The organism is Pseudomonas sp. TMP9 (assembly GCF_037943105.1).
GTDB lineage: Bacteria > Pseudomonadota > Gammaproteobacteria > Pseudomonadales > Pseudomonadaceae > Aquipseudomonas.
Genome location: NZ_CP149803.1, coordinates 1,983,253 through 2,000,546, shown reverse-complemented (window position 1 = coordinate 2,000,546; position 17,294 = coordinate 1,983,253). Strand labels below are relative to the sequence as shown.

Sequence of the window (17,294 nt, the reverse complement as noted above, 5' to 3'; positions counted from 1 at the left end):
GGCGATCATAGCCATCTCAGCGGGCTTTTGCCCATGGGCTTAGGCTCTAGCCGCCAGCTTGAGTGGGCTTTAATGGCTGCCAGCAGTTTCTATTAGGCGCTATTTTGACGATTGGCTGCGGTGTACAAATGGCTTTATCGGTGCATAATCGCTTACCCAACTGCTTGCAGACCTTTTGGTTGTTATGCGCTCACTGAAAATTGCCCTGATCTGGATGCTAATGCTCGCCCTCCCGGCGCAGAGCATGGCGGCTATCAGCATGCAGTTATGCGCAGTTACGCAGTCCAGTGGTTCGGCGGCCCAGGTTGGTGCGCAAATGGCCGCGCATCATCCGGGCGCCATGCTTATGTCCGCGCCTGCCGGTGCCGATCGAGCTGTCCATCACGCCAGTAACGCCGACAGTTCGGATACGGGTGCGCCCACCGCAGATAACAGCCTGTGCAGCCTCTGCGCGTTCTGCGTCGGTGCAGTAACCCTCAGTTCGTTGATCAGCAGTGCTTCCCCGTTACACGCCATTGAGCCCTCGATGGCACGTCTGCATCAATTTGTCGGTTTTATCGCCGAAACCCCGGAAAGACCCCCCCGCCTGTTTCTCGCCTAAGCCAAACCATGCGTTGACGTGTCGGCCTTAATAAAAGCCGTTCTGCGTACTCCGCGTATTTAGCTCATAGCGGTCGCTCGCCTGTCATACGCAGGTAGCGCCGCTGCATGCGAGATGTTTCGATGAAGTGTTCTCTTTTTGCCCGTCAGCAGGCGCTAGCCTGTCTGGTGTTGCTACTTCCCATCAGCGCTTGGGCTGAATTGCCTGATCCGCTCGACAGCGCGGCTGCCACCACGGCCCTGGACTATCAATCGCCGCTCAAAACCTACCAAGGTTTTCGCGAGCAACCGCTGCAAAACTGGCGCGAGGCTAATGACTTGGTGGGTCGCATCGGTGGCTGGCGCACCTATGCCATGGAGCCCTGGGAGCAACCGGTCGACAGTGCGCCTGCGCCCTCTGCAATGCCGATGGGGGATAACCCACATGACCATCATTGAGGCGCGACCTATGACGCTCTTCTCACGCGCCAAGGGCGGCGTGCTCTTTGCACTGCTTGCGCTGCTCGGCGGTTGCGCCAGCTTTACCCCGGATGGCGGCTTCACGGCAGTGGAACAGGCTGGAGCGCAACTGGATAAACAGGTGGTGTGGGCGAAAACCCCAGAGCAACGTAGCCAGCTGGCCGAACGCGTCGCTGAGTTGTTGGCGCAGCCGCTGACGGTAGAGGCCGCCGTGCAGGTGGCCTTGCTGAATAACCGCAGTTTGCAGGCGAGTTTCGACGAGCTGGGCATCAGCGAGGCCGAACGGGTGCAGGCGGGGCGACTCCCTAACCCTGGTTTTTCCTTCGGCCGGCTGGAGAAAGGCACCGAGGTGGAATATGAACGCGGCCTGCATATCAACCTGGCGCGCCTGATTGCCATGCCGCTGACCTCCGGCATGGAGGCCAAGCGTTTCGAGCAGGTGCAACGGCAAACCAACCTAGCCCTGTTTGAATTGGCTACACAGACGCGTAAAGCCTGGTATGGCGCCGTAGCGGCGCAGGAAAGTTTGGGCTTTATGCGCCAAGTGATGGACTCCGCCGAGGCCGGTGCTGAACTGGCACGGCGCTTGGCCGCAGTTGGCAACTACAGCCTGCTGCAGCAGGCGCAGGAGCAGAGCTTTTACGCTGATGCCGGCTTGAACCTGATTCGCGCTGAACAAGCGCGGGTGCAGGCGCGTGAGCAACTGACGCGGTTACTGGGATTGTGGGGCGAGCAGATCGATTATCGCCTGCCTGAGCGTCTGCCCAAGTTGCCGGCTATGGCCGAGCAGTTGCCGGATATTGAGCGGCTGGCGATGCAGCAGCGTCTGGATATTCAGGCCGTACGCCTGGATGCTGAGCGCCTGGCCAGCAATCTGGGTTTGAGTAAAACCACGCGCTTTATCAACGTGCTGGAGCTGGGTGTAGTCAACAACCGCTCCAACGAGGAGCCGACCCAGCGCGGTTATGAGATCAGCGTCGAGTTGCCGTTGTTCGACTGGAGCGGGGCCAAGGTGGCCAAAGCCGAGGCGCAGTACCGGCAGATGCTCAATCGCGCGGCTGCCACGGCGGTCAATGCCCGCTCACAGGTGCGCGAGGCCTATTTGGGCTATCGCGCGGCCCATGACATCGCGCGGCATTACCGCGATGAGGTGATACCGCTGCGGGCGCGCATCGCCGAGGAGAACGTCCTGCAATACAACGGCATGTTTATCAGCACCTTTGATTTGCTGGCCGATGCGCGCAAGCAAATTCTCGCGGTGGACGGTTACCTGCAAGCGCAGCGTGACTTCTGGATAGCCAAGGCCGATTTGGATATGGCTCGCCTGGGGGCACCAAGCCTGTCAGCCAGTATGGCGACCACCACCGTTAGCGAAGAGCCCGCTGGGCACTGATCAAGGACACTTAGCCATGGTTTCACGACGTGATTTTTTCTTGGGTGCCAGCGCTATTACCGCTGCTGTCGCCACCTCTGCCGTTAGCCGGGTATCGCTGGCCGGCATTCCCGAGGCTGTGTCGCAAAGCAGCGCGGACACCATGCCGCCGTTGCAGCCGCAAAACGGTCGCCCCTATAACCCGGTGGTCACGCTAAACGGCTGGACACTGCCGTGGCGCATGAACAATGGCGTCAAGGAGTTCCACTTGGTTGCCGAGCCCGTGGTGCGCGAGCTGGCGCCTGGTTATAAGGCCCATCTGTGGGGCTACAACGGCCAGTCACCGGGGCCGACCATCGAGGTGGTGGAGGGCGACCGGGTGCGCATTTTCGTTACCAACAAGCTGCCCGAGCACACCAGCATTCACTGGCACGGCCAACGCTTGCCAAATGGCATGGACGGCGTCACGGGCCTGACCCAGCCAGCGATTCCGGTGGGCAAAACCTTTGTCTATGAGTTCGAGGCACGCCGCCCCGGCACCTTTATGTACCACCCCCATGCCGACGAAATGACGCAGATGGCCATGGGCATGATGGGCTTTTGGATCACCCATCCCAAGGCCCATCACCCGCTAATCAGCGAAGTGGATCGTGATTTTTGCTTCCTGCTTAACGCCTATGACATCGAGCCGGGGGCGTACACGCCGAAGATTATGACCATGCTTGATTTCAACCTGTGGACCTTCAACAGCCGCATTTTCCCCGGTATTGACCCGTTGGTGGTGCGGCATAACGACAAGGTGCGTATTCGCGTCGGCAACCTGACCATGACCAACCACCCCATCCACCTGCATGGCCACGAGTTTGAGGTGACCGGCACCGATGGTGGGCCGACACCTGTGGGTTCGCGTTGGCCGGAGGTCACCACCGACATCGCGGTGGGGCAAATGCGTCAAGTCGAGTTTCTTGCCGACGAGGAAGGCGATTGGGCGTTCCATTGCCACAAGAGCCACCACACCATGAATGCCATGGGCCATGACGTGCCGACGCTGGTGGGCGTCGATCACCGCGACATGACCCGTAAGATCGCCAAAATCATCCCGGATTACATGGTGATGGGCGAGCGCGGCATGGCAGACATGGCAGAAATGCAGATGCCGTTGCCGGCCAATACCGCGCCGATGATGACCGGCGACGGTCCCTTTGGCTCGGTGGAAATGGGCGGCATGTTTACCGTGCTCAAGGTGCGTAAGGACCAGCCGGCAGGCGATTACCGCAACCCTGGCTGGTTCCAACATCCGGCGGGCACGGTGGCCCACGAATGGACGGGTGAGCTGGCTAAACCGGCGCGCTCAAACGAGGCAGGCGGGCAGTCGATGCTGCTTAAGCAACCGATTACTGAGCCGGTCGAAGTGCAGGTACGAAAGCCTGGCGGGCATAACGGTCATTGATAAGAAATGTCTTTTTTGGAGAGGCTTTAGTCACGAACGTCGTGTGTGTCGTTGCGGCTAAAGTCCCTCCTTTGGGCGTTATTGAATTTGAGGAGATGGATCAATGAAACAGATACATGCTTTACCAATAGCCCTGCTCTGGTTTGGCCTGATGCTTAGCGGTCCAGCGCTGGCCCACAGTGAGCAACACGCCGCGCTGCACAGCGTGGCCGTAATCAAAGAGCAGAAGCCCTGGGGTATTGCCGGGGATCGTGAACAGATCAGCCGCACCATCGAGATCAGCATGAGCGACCAGATGCGTTTCAGTCCTGATCAGCTGGAGATTAAACAAGGCGAAACCATCCGTTTTATACACCGCAACCAAGGCAAGATGATGCATGAGTTCGTGCTCGGTACCCGAAAGGAGTTGGATGCGCACGCGGCCATGATGGCCAAGTTCCCCGGTATGCAACACGACGAGCCGTATATGGCCCACGTTGGGCCGGGGCAGGGCGGGGAGATTATCTGGACCTTTAATCAGGCTGGCGAATTTGATTTCGCCTGCCTGATTGCCGGGCATTACCAAGCCGGCATGGTCGGTAAAATTCGCGTGCAGGCTGAATAACGTTTTACCCAATCGAGAGGAAGCAAAATGAAAAAGCTATTAAATGCGATCGCTATGGTCGGTATGTTGAGCGCTGCAGCCTTCACCACTGTTCACGCAGCTGAAACAGCACCAAGCAGTACTGTGGCCATGAGCCAGGCCGAGGTGCGTAAAATCGATACAGCTAACCAGAAGATCACCCTGCGCCATGGCCCGTTAGCCAACTTGGGCATGCCGCCGATGACCATGGTGTTTAGCGTGCAGGATGCCGCTGAGCTCGAGGGGCTAAACGTGGGTGACAAGGTGCAATTTGTTGCGCAACAGCAGGGTAGTCAGTTTGTCGCAAGCGAATTGCAGGCCGTGCAGCCTTAGCGGATTAATCGGAGCCGTTATGCGGCCCCGATTACTTAATCAGGCTGCAGCGAAACGCTCGTTGAGGTAGGCAATGATCGCCTTGGACTCATACAGCCAGGTGCTCTGACCGTTTTCTTCGATGCGCAGGCACGGCACTTTAATCTTGCCGCCTTGCTGCTCCAAATCACTGCGTGCTTGGGCGTCGTTCTTCGCGTCGCGCAGGGTCACTGGCACATTGAGTGCGTGCAGCGCGCGGCGGGTTTTTACACAGAACGGGCAAGCATGGAATTGATACAGCGCCAGGTTGCTGGCGCTCTGCTCAACGGCAGCTTGTGCCTCGGGTGTACGTTTGAGCTTGGCCGGACGGCTGATCCAGTCGAGGAAGATAATCAACTGGCCGAGGCCGATGCGCAGTGCTTTGATAATCATGCTGAAGCAACCCTTGGGACGATAAATACGGGAGCGCAGCTTACCCGAGTTTTTTCACCTTGGCGTCGGTGCTGGTCTGGGTCTGCGCTCAACGGCATACTCCGCGCCTGATTGCTCAACCTCGGTGAGTGTGCGATGAAACCCGAAGACCTGCTGTTGCTGGTCACCCGCGAGATGCCCTTCGGCAAACACAAAGGCCGCTTATTGGCCGATTTACCGGGTAATTACCTTAATTGGTTCGCCCGCGAGGGCTTTCCTGACAGTGAAATTGGCCGGCTGCTGGCGCTGATGCAGGAGATTGACCATAACGGTTTGTCCGGCCTGCTCGACCCGCTGCGGACTAAACCGCGGGTGCCGTTCAAGGGTCAATAGAATGTTTTGCCGGCAATAAAAAACCGGCGCCAGGCCGGTTTCTTTTTTCGTAAACGTTGCTTAGTTATTCACCAGACTAAGTAACTCGCTACGTGTGGCCGCATTCTCACGAAACTCGCCGAGCATCACCGAGGTCACCATGGAGGAGTTCTGCTTCTCCACGCCGCGCATCATCATGCACATGTGTTGGGCCTCAATCACCACGGCGACGCCGAGTGCGCCGGTGACCTGCTGGACGGCTTGCGCAATCTGCCGGCTAAGGCCTTCCTGAATCTGCAGGCGGCGCGCATACATATCAACGATGCGCGCGACTTTGGACAGGCCGAGCACTTTGCCGTTGGGGATATAGGCGACGTGGGCCTTGCCGATAAAGGGCAACAGGTGATGCTCGCACAGTGAATACAACTCAATGTTTTTCACCAGCACCATTTCGCTGGCATCAGAACTGAACAGCGCATTGTTAGTGACGTCCTCAAGCGTTTGCTGGTAGCCCTTACACAGGTACTGCATGGCCTTGGCGGCGCGCTTGGGGGTGTCGAGCAGGCCTTCGCGGGAAACGTCTTCACCGAGCTTGGCAAGGATCGAGGTGTAATTTTTTTCGAGTGACATGGACACCCTCGTGGGTCTTTGCAGAGCGCGCAGGGTAGGGCGCAGAGGCAGGACTGGCAAGTACGCCAGCCCCGGGTGCAGCTACTTATTCGTCGCGGCCATCCATCATGGTGCGCTTGAGCAGCACGTAAACCGCGCCGGTGCCGCCGTGTTTGGCCAGGCATGAGGTAAAGCCGAGTACTTGTGGATGCTGACGCAGCCAGGTGTTGACATGGCTTTTGATCATCGGTTTGCGGCCATCCATGCGCACCGCTTTGCCATGGGTGATGCGCGCGCAGCGCACCTCTAGCTTGTTGGCCTCGGCGATAAATTCCCACAGGGTATCGCGGGCTTTCTCCACGTTCATGCCATGCAGGTCGAGGCTGCCCTCAAAGCTGATTTGCCCCAGTTTAAGTTTGCGCATCTGGCCTTCTTGCACACCATTAGCGGCCCAGTACAGGGGGTCTTCGGCGCCCACATCAATAACGAATTGATCAGACAGGCCATCGACTTTGATGCTGTCAACCCGCGCAGTGGCGGCCTGACGCAAGGTGGCCAGTTGGGCGCGGTTAGGTTTTGCCTTACCGGTGTCTGCACGGTCGTGCTTGATCGGTTTAACGCCTTGCAACTGGGCTTTAAACAGGGAAATGTCGTCGTCTTGCATTGAGGCCTCCGCTAGAGGCGCTAGTGTAACCAACCTAGCGGCCTTCGTGCGGGGCGGATCAGTCGCGCTTTTTCATCAGGTGCGGCGCCATGCTTAGGTCGCTGGAGAGACGTGAGCGGCGTCGGCAGCGACGCCAAAGCAGCACGCCGGTGCTCAGCAACACCAGGCCGATGATTATAAATACGCCGGCAGTGGTGGGTGATTCGTTGAGTGGGCTAAGCCCGGCCGGGCGGCCAAGCAGGGTCGCCATGCCAGCCATGCTCAGCAGCACGCCGAGTGTGGCCAACAGCGCTGCCAGCCCAGCCCCCAGGCGTAAGCGCCCGGTGCTGGCATTGCGTGGGCGCAAGCGGCGCGCGTCAAACCCGTCGGAGAGCTTCATGCCGAATTCCTCATGCCAAATTCCTCGGTGGCTATCGGCGGTATGACCGGTGTGTGCGGCTGGGGTTCAACTAAAGTGGCCAACGTGAGCCCGGGTTGCCAACCGTTAAGACGTTGCAGGCGCCGTTAGGTCAACGCGGCAGCGCGTGCAACCACTGCGGCAAAGTTGTCAGCCAACGCGATCATTTCCGCGCGGTGCATATCGGCGGCGCTGATCACGTGGCCATCTAGGGTTGGCAGGTCGCGGGTGGCGCAAGCGGCATCGACCACGGTGCAGCGGTAACCATAATCCTTGGTGGCGCGCACGGTGGTGCTGATGCTCGAATGGGTCATAAAGCCGCAGACGATCAGGTCTAAGTGCCCCAAGGACTGCAAGCGCTCGTGCAGGTCGGTGCCATTAAAGGCGTTGGGCATGCGTTTTTCGACGATGATTTCCCCCGGCAGTGGCGCCGCTTCAGGCAGATGCCTGCCGCGTGGGCCGCGTGGGTCGAGCAGGCCGTCGGGGATGCCCAAGTGTTTGACATGGACGATGGCGCTGCCCAGTTGGCGCGCGGTGGCCAGCAGTTGGGTGATTTCCTCCAGTGCGGCGTCCAGCCCCGGCAGGCGTAACACGCCGCTGCGGTATTCCTCTTGCGCATCGATGATCAGCAAGGTCGAGGTGCTCAAGCTGGCGGGGGCGTGGCCACGGCCGGTCAGGGCAAATAATGTTTGCGCGGTGGTCATGGCAGGGACTCCAAGCTGGCATGGGCAATACGGCCATTGTCCGCTTGTACTGCGCTGCTGTGAACCGCTGTGGGCGATGTTCTTTCGTGTGACCTCGACAGTCGGCGTCACTAAGGCTGGTGATTAACCGCAGGTTGGCCCTGCCTGAGCGCGAGCGCGTCGGACAGGCTGTTAGAATGACGAACTTTTTTCTGCGGAGAGCTACCGTGACCGACGTTACACACACTTACCCCACTCGCCTGCGCACCGTGCGTGACTATATTCGCTGGGCAGTCAGTCGGTTTCATGGCGAGGAACTGTTCTTTGGCCACGGCACTGACAATGCCTGGGACGAAGCGCGCCAGTTGGTGCTGGGTGCCCTGCACCTGCCGTATGAAATTGCCGACAGCTACCTCGATTGCCGCTTAGAAGACGACGAGCATGCGCACGTGCACGGCTTGCTTGCCCGGCGAATTGACGAGCGGGTGCCCACCGCCTACCTCTTGGGTGAAGCGTGGTTTTGCGGCCTGTCGTTTATCGTCGATGAGCGCGTGCTGGTTCCGCGCTCACCGATTAGCGAGCTGATTGAGCAGCACTTTGCGCCGTGGCTGGCCATGCAGCCTGCGCGCATACTTGACCTGTGCACCGGCTCGGGCTGCATCGGTATTGCCTGCGCTTATGAGTTCCCGGAGGCCGAGGTGGTGCTGGGTGACCTGTCTTATGAGGCGCTTGAGGTGGCTAATCAAAATATCGAGCGCCATGGTTTAGATGAGCGCGTTTACACCGTGCAGGGCGATGGCTTTGCCGGGTTGCCGGGGCAGCGCTTTGACTTAATCGTGTCTAACCCGCCGTATGTCGACGCCGAGGATTTCGCTGACATGCCGGCCGAGTACCAGCACGAACCGGAGTTGGGTCTGGCCTGCGGTGAGGATGGCTTGGACCTGGTGCGACGAATGCTGGCGGAGGCGGCCGACCACCTGACGGAGAAAGGTGTACTGATTGTTGAGGTCGGTAACAGCCAAGTGCATGTCGAAGCGTTGTACCCGGAAGTCGATTTCACCTGGCTGGAATTTCAGCGCGGCGGCCATGGCGTGTTCCTATTGGCCGCCGAGCAGTGCCGCGCGCATCAAACCTTGTTTCGCCAGCGCCTCTGAGACCGCTTAACGCAAGCTCAGGTGACGGCTAAGCAGGGCGCGTAACGCCGCCGGTTTAATCGGCTTGCTCAGGTAATCAAGGCCGGCAGCATGCACCTGAGCAATCAGCTCGGGGCGGCCGTCGGCGCTGATCACCACGCCAGGGAGAGGCTCACCCAAGCGCGTGCGCAGCCAAGCCATTAACTCGGTGCCGGTTTCGCCGTCATCCAAGTGATAGTCCACCAGTGCCAGTTGTGGCCGTACGTCTTCGCTGAGCAAGTGTTCGCACTCTAAGCGGTTACGTGCCGTCCACACTTGGCAGCCCCAACGTGACAACAGGCTGTGCATGCCCGTGAGGATGCTGTCTTCGTTATCCACGCAGAGCACTTGAATCCCGCCTAGCGGTTGGCCGTGGTGGTCCACTTGGGCGATAGGCGTGGCTACCTCGGCATGTTGCGCCAGTGGCACCGTGACGCTGAACACGCTGCCCTTACCTGGCCAGGAGCGCACCTGCAAGCTGTGTTCAAGTACCCGGCACAGCCCATCTGCAATCGCCAGGCCCAGGCCCAAGCCTTTTTCGGCGCGGGTTTGGTGGCTGTCGAGGCGTTTAAATTCTTCGAAAATAACCTTGCGTTTGTCGTCCGGTATACCCGGGCCACGGTCCCAAACCTCCAGTCGCAGGTGCAGGCCTTGACGGCGCACCCCCAACACCACACGACCCTTGGCATAACGAAAGGCATTGGTCAGGAAGTTCTGCAAGATACGTCGTAGCAGCTTGATGTCACTGTCGACGCGCAGATGACTGCCGCGTAAACGGAAATCTACGCCTTGTTCGGCGGCCAGTACCGTGAACTCCGCGCCTAGGGTGTCGAGCAGGTTGTTCAGCACAAACCCGTGGCGGTCCGGGGTGATGCGACCATTTTCTAGGCGCGAGATGTCCAGCAAGTCACTGATCAGGTCTTCAGCCGAACGCAATGAGCTGTCCAGGTGGCGAACCAGTTCGCGTGTGTCCTTCGGCAGGGCTTCATCTTGATGGGACAGGGCGGCAGAGAACAACCGCGCAGCGTTTAACGGTTGCATCAGGTCATGGCTGACGGCGGTAAGAAAGCGAGTCTTCGATTGGTTGGCGGCTTCGGCCACGCCCTTGGCCTCAGTCAGCGCCTGGTTCAGTTGGGACAACTCATGGGTGCGTTCGCTGACCCGTTGCTCCAGGCCTTCGTTGGCATCCTTGAGGGCGTGCTCCGCTTCGCGGAACGCGGTGATATCAGTAAAACTCATGACAAAACCGCCACCCGGCATCGGGTTGCCAATCAGTTCAATAAACTGGCCATTAGGGAACAACCGCTCGGAGGTGTGCGCGGTGCCTTGACGCATCCAATACAGGCGCTTGCTCACCTGCTCCTCAACATCGCCTGCACCGAGTAAGCCCCGTTCGGCGTTAAAGCGGATCAACTCCGCCACCGGTCGGCCGACATACACCTGGCCTTCGGGGTAGTTGAACAGTTCGATGTAGCGGTTGTTCCAGGCCACCAGGCGCAGCGACTGATCGACCACGCTTATGCCCTGGGTGATGTTCTCGATGGCCCCTTGCAGCAGCGCGCGGTTGAACTGCAGCACCTCTGAGGCTTCATCGACGATGCGCACCACATCTTCGACCTGCATCTCGCGGCCCTCGATGGCAGCCTTGACCACAGCGCGGGTCGAAGAGGCGCCGAGCACGCCGGCCAATAAACGTTCGGTGTGGGCGATCCAGTCACTGTTGGCGGTTTGGCTGGGGTCAAAGCCTTTACCCTGGCGATAGGCAAAGCGCATAAAACTCTGCCGCGCACGGTCTTCACCGACAAAGCGGTTAGCCAGCAGCAGCAGGTCGCCAACCTGCACCGCGAGCATGCTGCGGTTACTCGGTTTGTTGCCTAAGTCGTGGCCAATAAAGCGCCCGGCTTGCCAGTATTCGGCCACTCGCGCGCGGGAAAAATACGACACCGAGGCAAACAGCAAAAAATTACCGGCCAGCGACAGCACCACACCGCGGGTCAGCGGATCGACCTGAAAGCCCAGCGGCCCGTAAAGCAGCGTTTGGATGCCGGGCAACACGTCTATTGGCCAGCCAAAGCTGCGGGCAATCAACGGCATGACCAGGGTGTAGAACCAAATCAGCGCACCCAAAAATAGGCCAGCAAATACCCCTTGGCGGTTAGCTTGTTTCCAAACCAGCGCGCCAAACATGGCTGGGGCTAGCTGGCCGATGGCGGCGAAAGAGACTTGGCCAATGGTCGCTAAGCTGGCGTTGGAGCCGAGCAAGCGATAACACACGTAGGCCAGCAGCAGAATCACCACGATGCTGACTCGGCGCGCGGTGAGCATCCAGTGGCGGAAGGCTTCGAAGGGCCGCTCAGTGGTTTGCCGGCGCAGCAGCCAAGGCAGCAGCATGTCATTGGAAATCATCGTTGATAGCGCTACTGAGGCGACAATTACCATGCCCGTGGCCGCCGAAGCGCCGCCAATAAACGCCAGCAGGGCTAAGGCAGGGTGGGCTTCGGCCAGGGGTAGGCTGATCACGAATGAATCCGGGGTCACACCGGCCGGTAACAGCATTTGCCCAGCCAAGGCAATCGGCACCACAAACAATGCAGCCAAAATCAGGTAGGCGGGGAAGACCCAGCGCGCCAAGTTGAGGTCTTTAGGCTCGATGTTTTCCACCACCGTGACGTGAAACTGACGCGGCAAGCAGATGATGGCGATCATGGCCAGGCCGGTCTGAGTCATCATCGCCGGCCAGTTCACCGTTTGCGCCCAAAAATTATCCAGCGCAGGGCTGCTTTGGGCCTGGCTGAACACATCGCCAAAGCCGTTGTAGAGGCCATAGGTAACAAACACGCCGACGGCGAGAAACGCCAGCAGTTTGATCAGTGACTCAAACGCAATCGCCAACACCATGCCGCGGTGGTGTTCGGTGACATCCAAGTTGCGGGTGCCGAACAAGATGGTGAATAAGGCCAGGACCAATGACACGATCAACGCGGTGTCTTGCGCGCCGGGGCCATTAGCGCCTGCACCCGCGCCACTGAGCAGGTTGACGCCGAGCACGATGCCCTTGAGTTGCAGGGCGATATAGGGCAATACGCCGACCAAACAAACCAGCGCGACGACCACCGCTAACGCTTGGGATTTGCCATAGCGTGCGGCAATAAAGTCGGCGATTGAGGTGATGTTTTCCTTTTTGCTGATCATCACCATCTTCTGCAGCACCCAGGGTGCGAAGACCAAAATGATGATCGGCCCCAAGTAGATCGGCAAAAAAGACCAGAGCTGCTCGGCGGCTTGGCCAACTGCGCCAAAAAACGTCCAGCTGGTGCAGTACACCGCCAGCGACAGGCTATACACCCAAGCCCTTACCTTGGGCGGCATCGGCGTGGCACGGCGGTCACCATAGAAGGCGATGGCGAACAGGATGGCCATGTAGATCAACGCAACGGCGGCGATCAGCCCGCTGGACAGGGTCATGCATACTCCAAAAACAAACAAACAGGGCTGTTGGGCCAATGGCCGGCGCAGTGGCTGCGAGAGCCTAACGCGTCAGCGCCAAGACCAATAATTGCCAGTAGTCTCGCAGCAATGTGGCGGGGCGTCAGGTGCGACCAAGGTCGCACGCGTTCAACGCGCAAGGGGAGCGGCTGCATGACGCCATAATTGAAGCGTTTTGCATCCCGCATTGGCAAAACATTGTCCAAGTCCTTGCCGATTAGCGGGTAGCCATCCAGATCAATAGACCGGCCTGAAACACGCAAAAAGCCACTAAACAGGCGATGGTGAAGCGTAAACTGCCGTCTTCGCGTTTAAATACCTCGACGCGGTTTTCGAGTTTGCGCACTTTAACCTCAAACTCGCGCACGCTCTGATCCGCTTGCTGCAGCATGTTGGCGGCGTCGAGTAATTCAACGATCTGGACTTTTTCAGTGTGCCAATCACTGTGCAGCGAGCTGACCCGGGGCGCGCTGCACTGGGCCTTGATATTCAGTGGGTCGAGGTATTCAACCACCAGGCCTTGGGCCTGCAAGCAATGATCACGGCGGGCACGCGCTTCATCACTGAAGGCATCTTTGCTCGCCAGGGCGGTGGTTTCCACTTGATAGTGGGCGAAGTGCTGGCGCGCCCAGCCAATGCCTTGGGCCAACATAAAGCGGCCTAGGCCACGGTTTTCGGGTTGCACCAGCAGGCCTGTTTCAGGGCCGAAGCTGATCAGGCGCTGCGAGTGATTGGCCCACACCTCAAGAATGTTCTGCTCTTTGCGCACCAACTGGTTGGGCAGCTGTAACGTCAGGCGCAACAAGCTGTGATGCTTGCCCAGGCGCTCGACGCGGCCGAACTGGATAAAACGCAGCGGCCGTGCCCCGGTGTGGCGGTCGGTGGGCAAGGGCGCTAGGCGTAATAAACGGAAATGCTCAGGCGCAAGCTCAGCCCAAGGGTGGCTTTGTTCGACGACGGCCTGAGTAGCGGCGTCAGTTTCGGTTTGTGGCGCGGGGCTATCAGGCATAACGGCAATCCTGTTTGCGGCACGTAAAGGTAATTGTTATGGGTCTGTTATGCGTCGGCCCTGTGGCCTAAACGCAGATCGGGTGCGGCGCGGGGAGGCGCATTTACTCCGGTAAATCCAGCTTTCTAGTCGTGTTCTGCTGGCGATACGCTAAAAAGTGGCTTTGCACCCTCTGTTGTTGTCATTGCGCTTATCGGCCACCGGCCCGCTAACTGGAGGCTGGCATTTTGCCGCTGCGCTGGATAAACGTGACGATCTGCTCGCTTAAGCCATATGCCAACGGTAGTTGAGGGTTGTTATAGCTGGCCAGTTGCGCCGGTAAATCCAGCGCGCTGATGCGCAGCATATGGTTCATGCCGGGGATGATCACAAGTTCGGCATCCGGCTTGGCCACTTGTAATGCCTGAGCATCGGTGACGCTAACTTGAATGTCGTGGCTGCCTTGCACGATCAGCGCGGGAATTTTTAACTGTGCAAAGGCCTTGCTGGGTTCCTGTTGCAGCAGCGAGATCAAGTAAGGCTGCACGCTGGGACGAAACAGCACCTGCAATTGTGTGGGCACCTGCGGGCTTAGCTGCCCAGCCAGCAGGCGATCAAGCAGCCGGTTACTGTGCGCCAGCAAAGGCGGCGGCAGGCGCGCGGCCAGTTGTTCACGTAGCAGCTGGTCAATCGGCCGCGAACTGCCGGCAATCGATACCAGCGCATCGGCCTGAGCCTGTTTGGCTGCCAGGCTGGCAATCAGCGCGCCTTCGCTGTGACCAATCAGAATCAGCCGATTAAATGCAGGATCAGCCTTGAGCAATTGCGCCCAGGCCACCGCGTCGCTGACATAGCGGTCGACACTCAGGTCGCGCTCATCCGGTGTGGCGGCGCGGCTGGCGGCGACCCCGCGTTTGTCGTAGCGCAGGCTGGCGATGCCCTGTTTGGCCAGGCTTTGCGCTAAGCGTTTGAGGCTATCGTTTTGCCCGCCTTCGGGGTTGTTGCCGTCGCGATCAGTGGGGCCGGAGCCGGCAATCAGCAAAACCACAGGCATTGGTGTCGTTACATTGGGTTTCAGTAATGTGCCGTACAGCACGCCTTGGGCGGTTTGCAGGCGCATCGACTGTTGCACGCTGCTATGTGAGTGAGGCGCTGCTTGAGCCAGGGTGGGGAGCAGGCAAAAAGTCATTAGAAGCGCTCGCAACATGGAAAACATCTGCCAAAGAGGGGGACTGTTGGACGTTTATACGTGCTGAAGGTTCGAGGATGAACTGTGCGAACGCCACGGGTATACTCGCCGCCACTACTTAAATGGGGTTTGGCGCGGGTTAGCGCGGCCCTGCGCTGATTTTCGCGGAGCGTTTTGCACATGTCCGGCAATACCTACGGCAAGCTGTTTACTGTCACCACCGCTGGCGAAAGCCATGGCCCGGCGTTGGTCGCTATTGTTGATGGCTGCCCGCCGGGGTTGGAAATCAGCCTTGAAGACCTGCAGCGTGACCTTGATCGGCGTAAGCCGGGCACCAGTCGTCACACCACGCAGCGCCAGGAAGACGATGAGGTGGAAATCCTCGCTGGGGTGTTCGAAGGCAAAACCACCGGTTGCTCAATTGGTCTGCTGATTCGCAACACCGACCAGAAGTCCAAGGACTACTCGGCGATCAAGGATTCCTTCCGCCCGGCCCACGCCGATTACACCTATCACCACAAATACGGTATCCGTGATTACCGTGGCGGTGGTCGCAGCTCGGCGCGCGAAACCGCTATGCGTGTGGCGGCCGGCGCCATCGCCAAGAAGTACTTGGCCACCCAAGGCATCGTCATTCGTGGCTACATGAGCCAGCTCGGCCCGATCGAAATCCCGTTCAAAAGCTGGGACAGCGTCGAAGACAATGCATTTTTCTGCCCCGACCCCGACAAAGTGCCGGAGCTGGAAGCCTATATGGACCAACTGCGCCGTGATCAGGACTCGGTTGGAGCGAAGATTACGGTGGTCGCTGAAGGTGTCATGCCGGGGTTGGGCGAGCCGGTATTTGACCGTTTAGACGCTGACCTGGCCCACGCGTTGATGAGCATCAACGCCGTTAAGGGTGTGGAAATCGGTGCAGGGTTTGCCTGCGTGGCGCAGCGCGGCACCGAGCACCGCGATGAGATGACGCCTGAGGGCTTTTTGTCGAATAACGCCGGCGGCATTCTCGGCGGCCTCTCCAGCGGTCAGCCGATTGTTGCTCACTTGGCGCTTAAGCCAACGTCGAGCATCACCACGCCGGGCCGCTCCATTGATGTGCATGGCAACGCGGTGGATATCATCACCAAAGGTCGTCACGACCCGTGCGTGGGCATCCGTGCGACACCTATTGCGGAAGCGATGATGGCCATCGTGCTGATGGATCACCTGCTGCGCCACCGCGGGCAAAATGCTGATGTGCAGGTCAGCACGCCGGTACTGCCGCAGCTGTGACCAGCCGTGCGGGTGTACTGGCACGGCCTCACGTTTCGGCTCCAGGTTTATGCACGCCATGACCCCGGGGTTGCCTTACTGGCGTCTCTCCGGGTTCTACTTTTTCTACTTCTCGCTGCTCGGCGCCACGGCGCCGTTTCTGGCGCTGTATTTCGATCACCTGGGTTTTTCCGCGGCGCGCATTGGCGAGTTGATCGCCATTCCCATGCTGATGCGCTGTATCGCGCCAAATATCTGGGGTTGGTTGGGTGATTACAGCGGCAGGCGGCTGGCCATCGTGCGTTTTGGTGCGCTGTGCACGCTGCTGTGTTTTGCCGGCATCTTTATCAGCCAGAGTTACGCCTGGCTGGCGTTGATCATGGCCTTGCACGCGTTTTTCTGGCACGCGGTGCTGCCGCAGTTTGAGGTCATCACCTTTGCCCACCTCAAAGACAAAGCTGAGCGCTATAGCCAAATCCGCCTATGGGGCAGCATCGGTTTTATTGTCGCAGTGGTGGGGCTGGGTGAGTTGTTTGAGGTTCTCAGCCTAGACGCTTACCCCTGGGCGTTGATTCTGATCATGGCAGGCATCGTGCTGAGCAGTTGGTGGGTACCCAATGCGCAGCCGCACATGCGGCCTAATACCGAGGACCATGGCGGGTTTTTAAAGCAAGTGCGCCGGCCGGGGATTATGGCGTTCTACCTCAGCGTCGGCTTGATGCAACTGAGCAATGGCCCGTATTACACCTTCCTCAGTTTGCACCTTGAGGCGCTGGGCTATTCGCGCGGGATGATCGGCCAGTTATGGGCGCTGGGCGTGTTGGCGGAAATTGTGCTGTTTATGCTGATGGCCCGCTTGCTGGCCCGCTATTCACTGCGCACGGTGCTGCTGGCGAGTTTTTTGATTACCGCGCTGCGCTGGTTGTTGCTGGGTAACTTGGCCGACCATTTGCCCGTGCTGTTGTTCGCCCAGTTGATGCACGCTGCAACCTTTGGTGCCTTCCACGCCGCAGCCATGCATTTTGTGCAGCGCAGTTTTGCTGACCGGCAGCAGGGCCAGGGCCAAGCGCTTTATGCGGCGTTAGCGGGCGTAGGTGGGGCCATGGGTGCACTGTATTCTGGCTACAGCTGGCACAGCCTCGGCGCGGCCTGGACCTTTGCCATCGCCAGCTTGATTGCGCTGTTAGCGGCGGCGATCACCGCTCGTTACATGGGTGATGAGCGGCCACAGTCCTTATTTAAATAGACCTTACGAGA

At 59.1% G+C, this 17,294-nt stretch carries 18 protein-coding genes; 10 read left to right on the top strand and 8 right to left on the bottom strand.

All coding sequences use genetic code 11. The features are described 5' to 3' along the window. Positions 1–184: 184 nt before the first annotated feature. The 6 genes from WF513_RS09615 (at position 185) to WF513_RS09590 (ending at position 4,836) form a co-directional block, all read left to right on the top strand. The gene (locus WF513_RS09615) at positions 185–601 is read left to right on the top strand and encodes a hypothetical protein (protein WP_339079162.1); all 417 of its coding nucleotides are present in this window, start codon (positions 185–187) and stop codon (positions 599–601) included. Positions 602–723: 122 nt separating this feature from the next. Beyond that, complete coding sequence (locus WF513_RS09610; RefSeq protein WP_339079161.1) at positions 724–1,038, top strand: hypothetical protein; 315 nt, start codon at positions 724–726, stop codon at positions 1,036–1,038. After that, positions 1,025–2,452 (top strand): TolC family protein, encoded by a 1,428-nt coding sequence (locus WF513_RS09605; RefSeq protein ID WP_339079160.1) that lies wholly within the window; start codon positions 1,025–1,027, stop codon positions 2,450–2,452. Before WF513_RS09610 ends, WF513_RS09605 begins: the two co-directional genes overlap by 14 nt. Before the next feature lie 16 nt (positions 2,453–2,468). After that, a complete protein-coding gene (locus WF513_RS09600) occupies positions 2,469–3,881 on the top strand; it encodes a copper oxidase (RefSeq protein WP_339079159.1) in 1,413 nt (470 codons plus the stop codon). 103 nt (positions 3,882–3,984) lie between these two features. Continuing rightward, on the top strand, positions 3,985–4,485 hold the full coding sequence (locus WF513_RS09595) for a cupredoxin family protein (RefSeq protein ID WP_339079158.1): 501 nt from the start codon (positions 3,985–3,987) through the stop codon (positions 4,483–4,485). A 27-nt stretch (positions 4,486–4,512) separates the two neighbouring features. Continuing rightward, positions 4,513–4,836, top strand: a complete 324-nt coding sequence (locus WF513_RS09590) for a copper-binding protein (protein ID WP_339079157.1) — start codon at positions 4,513–4,515, stop codon at positions 4,834–4,836. Between the two features lie 39 nt (positions 4,837–4,875). Here WF513_RS09590 and WF513_RS09585 read toward each other — a convergent pair whose 3' ends face one another. Continuing rightward, positions 4,876–5,247, bottom strand: a complete 372-nt coding sequence (locus WF513_RS09585) for a glutaredoxin (protein WP_339079156.1) — start codon at positions 5,245–5,247, stop codon at positions 4,876–4,878. A gap of 135 nt (positions 5,248–5,382) precedes the next feature. Here WF513_RS09585 and WF513_RS09580 point away from each other — a divergent pair, with 135 nt between their 5' ends. Then, positions 5,383–5,619 (top strand): DUF3820 family protein, encoded by a 237-nt coding sequence (locus WF513_RS09580; RefSeq protein ID WP_339079155.1) that lies wholly within the window; start codon positions 5,383–5,385, stop codon positions 5,617–5,619. A gap of 60 nt (positions 5,620–5,679) precedes the next feature. Here WF513_RS09580 and folE read toward each other — a convergent pair whose 3' ends face one another. From folE to WF513_RS09560, 4 genes are all read right to left on the bottom strand, one after another. Continuing rightward, complete coding sequence (gene folE, locus WF513_RS09575) at positions 5,680–6,228, bottom strand: GTP cyclohydrolase I FolE (RefSeq protein ID WP_339079154.1); 549 nt, start codon at positions 6,226–6,228, stop codon at positions 5,680–5,682. Positions 6,229–6,313: 85 nt separating this feature from the next. Next, positions 6,314–6,871 carry a Smr/MutS family protein gene (locus WF513_RS09570; protein WP_339079153.1) on the bottom strand — a complete coding sequence of 186 codons (558 nt, stop codon included), beginning with the start codon at positions 6,869–6,871 and terminating at the stop codon, positions 6,314–6,316. Between the two features lie 58 nt (positions 6,872–6,929). Then, the gene (locus WF513_RS09565) at positions 6,930–7,250 is read right to left on the bottom strand and encodes an LPXTG cell wall anchor domain-containing protein (protein WP_339079152.1); all 321 of its coding nucleotides are present in this window, start codon (positions 7,248–7,250) and stop codon (positions 6,930–6,932) included. Between the two features lie 125 nt (positions 7,251–7,375). Continuing rightward, positions 7,376–7,972: a cysteine hydrolase family protein gene (locus tag WF513_RS09560; RefSeq protein ID WP_339079151.1), complete on the bottom strand. Its 597-nt coding sequence runs from the start codon at positions 7,970–7,972 to the stop codon at positions 7,376–7,378. Positions 7,973–8,178: 206 nt separating this feature from the next. Between WF513_RS09560 and prmB the strand changes: the two genes are divergently transcribed. Continuing rightward, a complete protein-coding gene (gene prmB, locus WF513_RS09555; RefSeq protein ID WP_339079150.1) occupies positions 8,179–9,105 on the top strand; it encodes a 50S ribosomal protein L3 N(5)-glutamine methyltransferase in 927 nt (308 codons plus the stop codon). A 6-nt stretch (positions 9,106–9,111) separates the two neighbouring features. Here the strand turns inward: prmB and WF513_RS09550 are convergent, their stop codons facing one another. The 3 genes from WF513_RS09550 to WF513_RS09540 all read right to left on the bottom strand — a co-directional run bounded on the left by WF513_RS09550 (position 9,112) and on the right by WF513_RS09540 (position 14,717). Next, positions 9,112–12,588, bottom strand: coding sequence for a PAS domain-containing hybrid sensor histidine kinase/response regulator (locus tag WF513_RS09550; RefSeq protein WP_339079149.1), 3,477 nt, complete (start codon positions 12,586–12,588; stop codon positions 9,112–9,114). Between the two features lie 238 nt (positions 12,589–12,826). Beyond that, positions 12,827–13,618 (bottom strand): hypothetical protein, encoded by a 792-nt coding sequence (locus tag WF513_RS09545; RefSeq protein ID WP_339079148.1) that lies wholly within the window; start codon positions 13,616–13,618, stop codon positions 12,827–12,829. Positions 13,619–13,826: 208 nt separating this feature from the next. After that, positions 13,827–14,717 (bottom strand): alpha/beta fold hydrolase, encoded by an 891-nt coding sequence (locus tag WF513_RS09540; RefSeq protein WP_339079147.1) that lies wholly within the window; start codon positions 14,715–14,717, stop codon positions 13,827–13,829. 249 nt (positions 14,718–14,966) lie between these two features. Here WF513_RS09540 and aroC point away from each other — a divergent pair, with 249 nt between their 5' ends. After that, positions 14,967–16,058 carry a chorismate synthase gene (gene aroC, locus WF513_RS09535; protein WP_339079146.1) on the top strand — a complete coding sequence of 364 codons (1,092 nt, stop codon included), beginning with the start codon at positions 14,967–14,969 and terminating at the stop codon, positions 16,056–16,058. Between the two features lie 58 nt (positions 16,059–16,116). Beyond that, entirely contained in the window at positions 16,117–17,283 is a 1,167-nt protein-coding gene (locus WF513_RS09530; protein WP_339083504.1) for an MFS transporter, read from the top strand. Positions 17,284–17,294 lie beyond the last annotated feature (11 nt).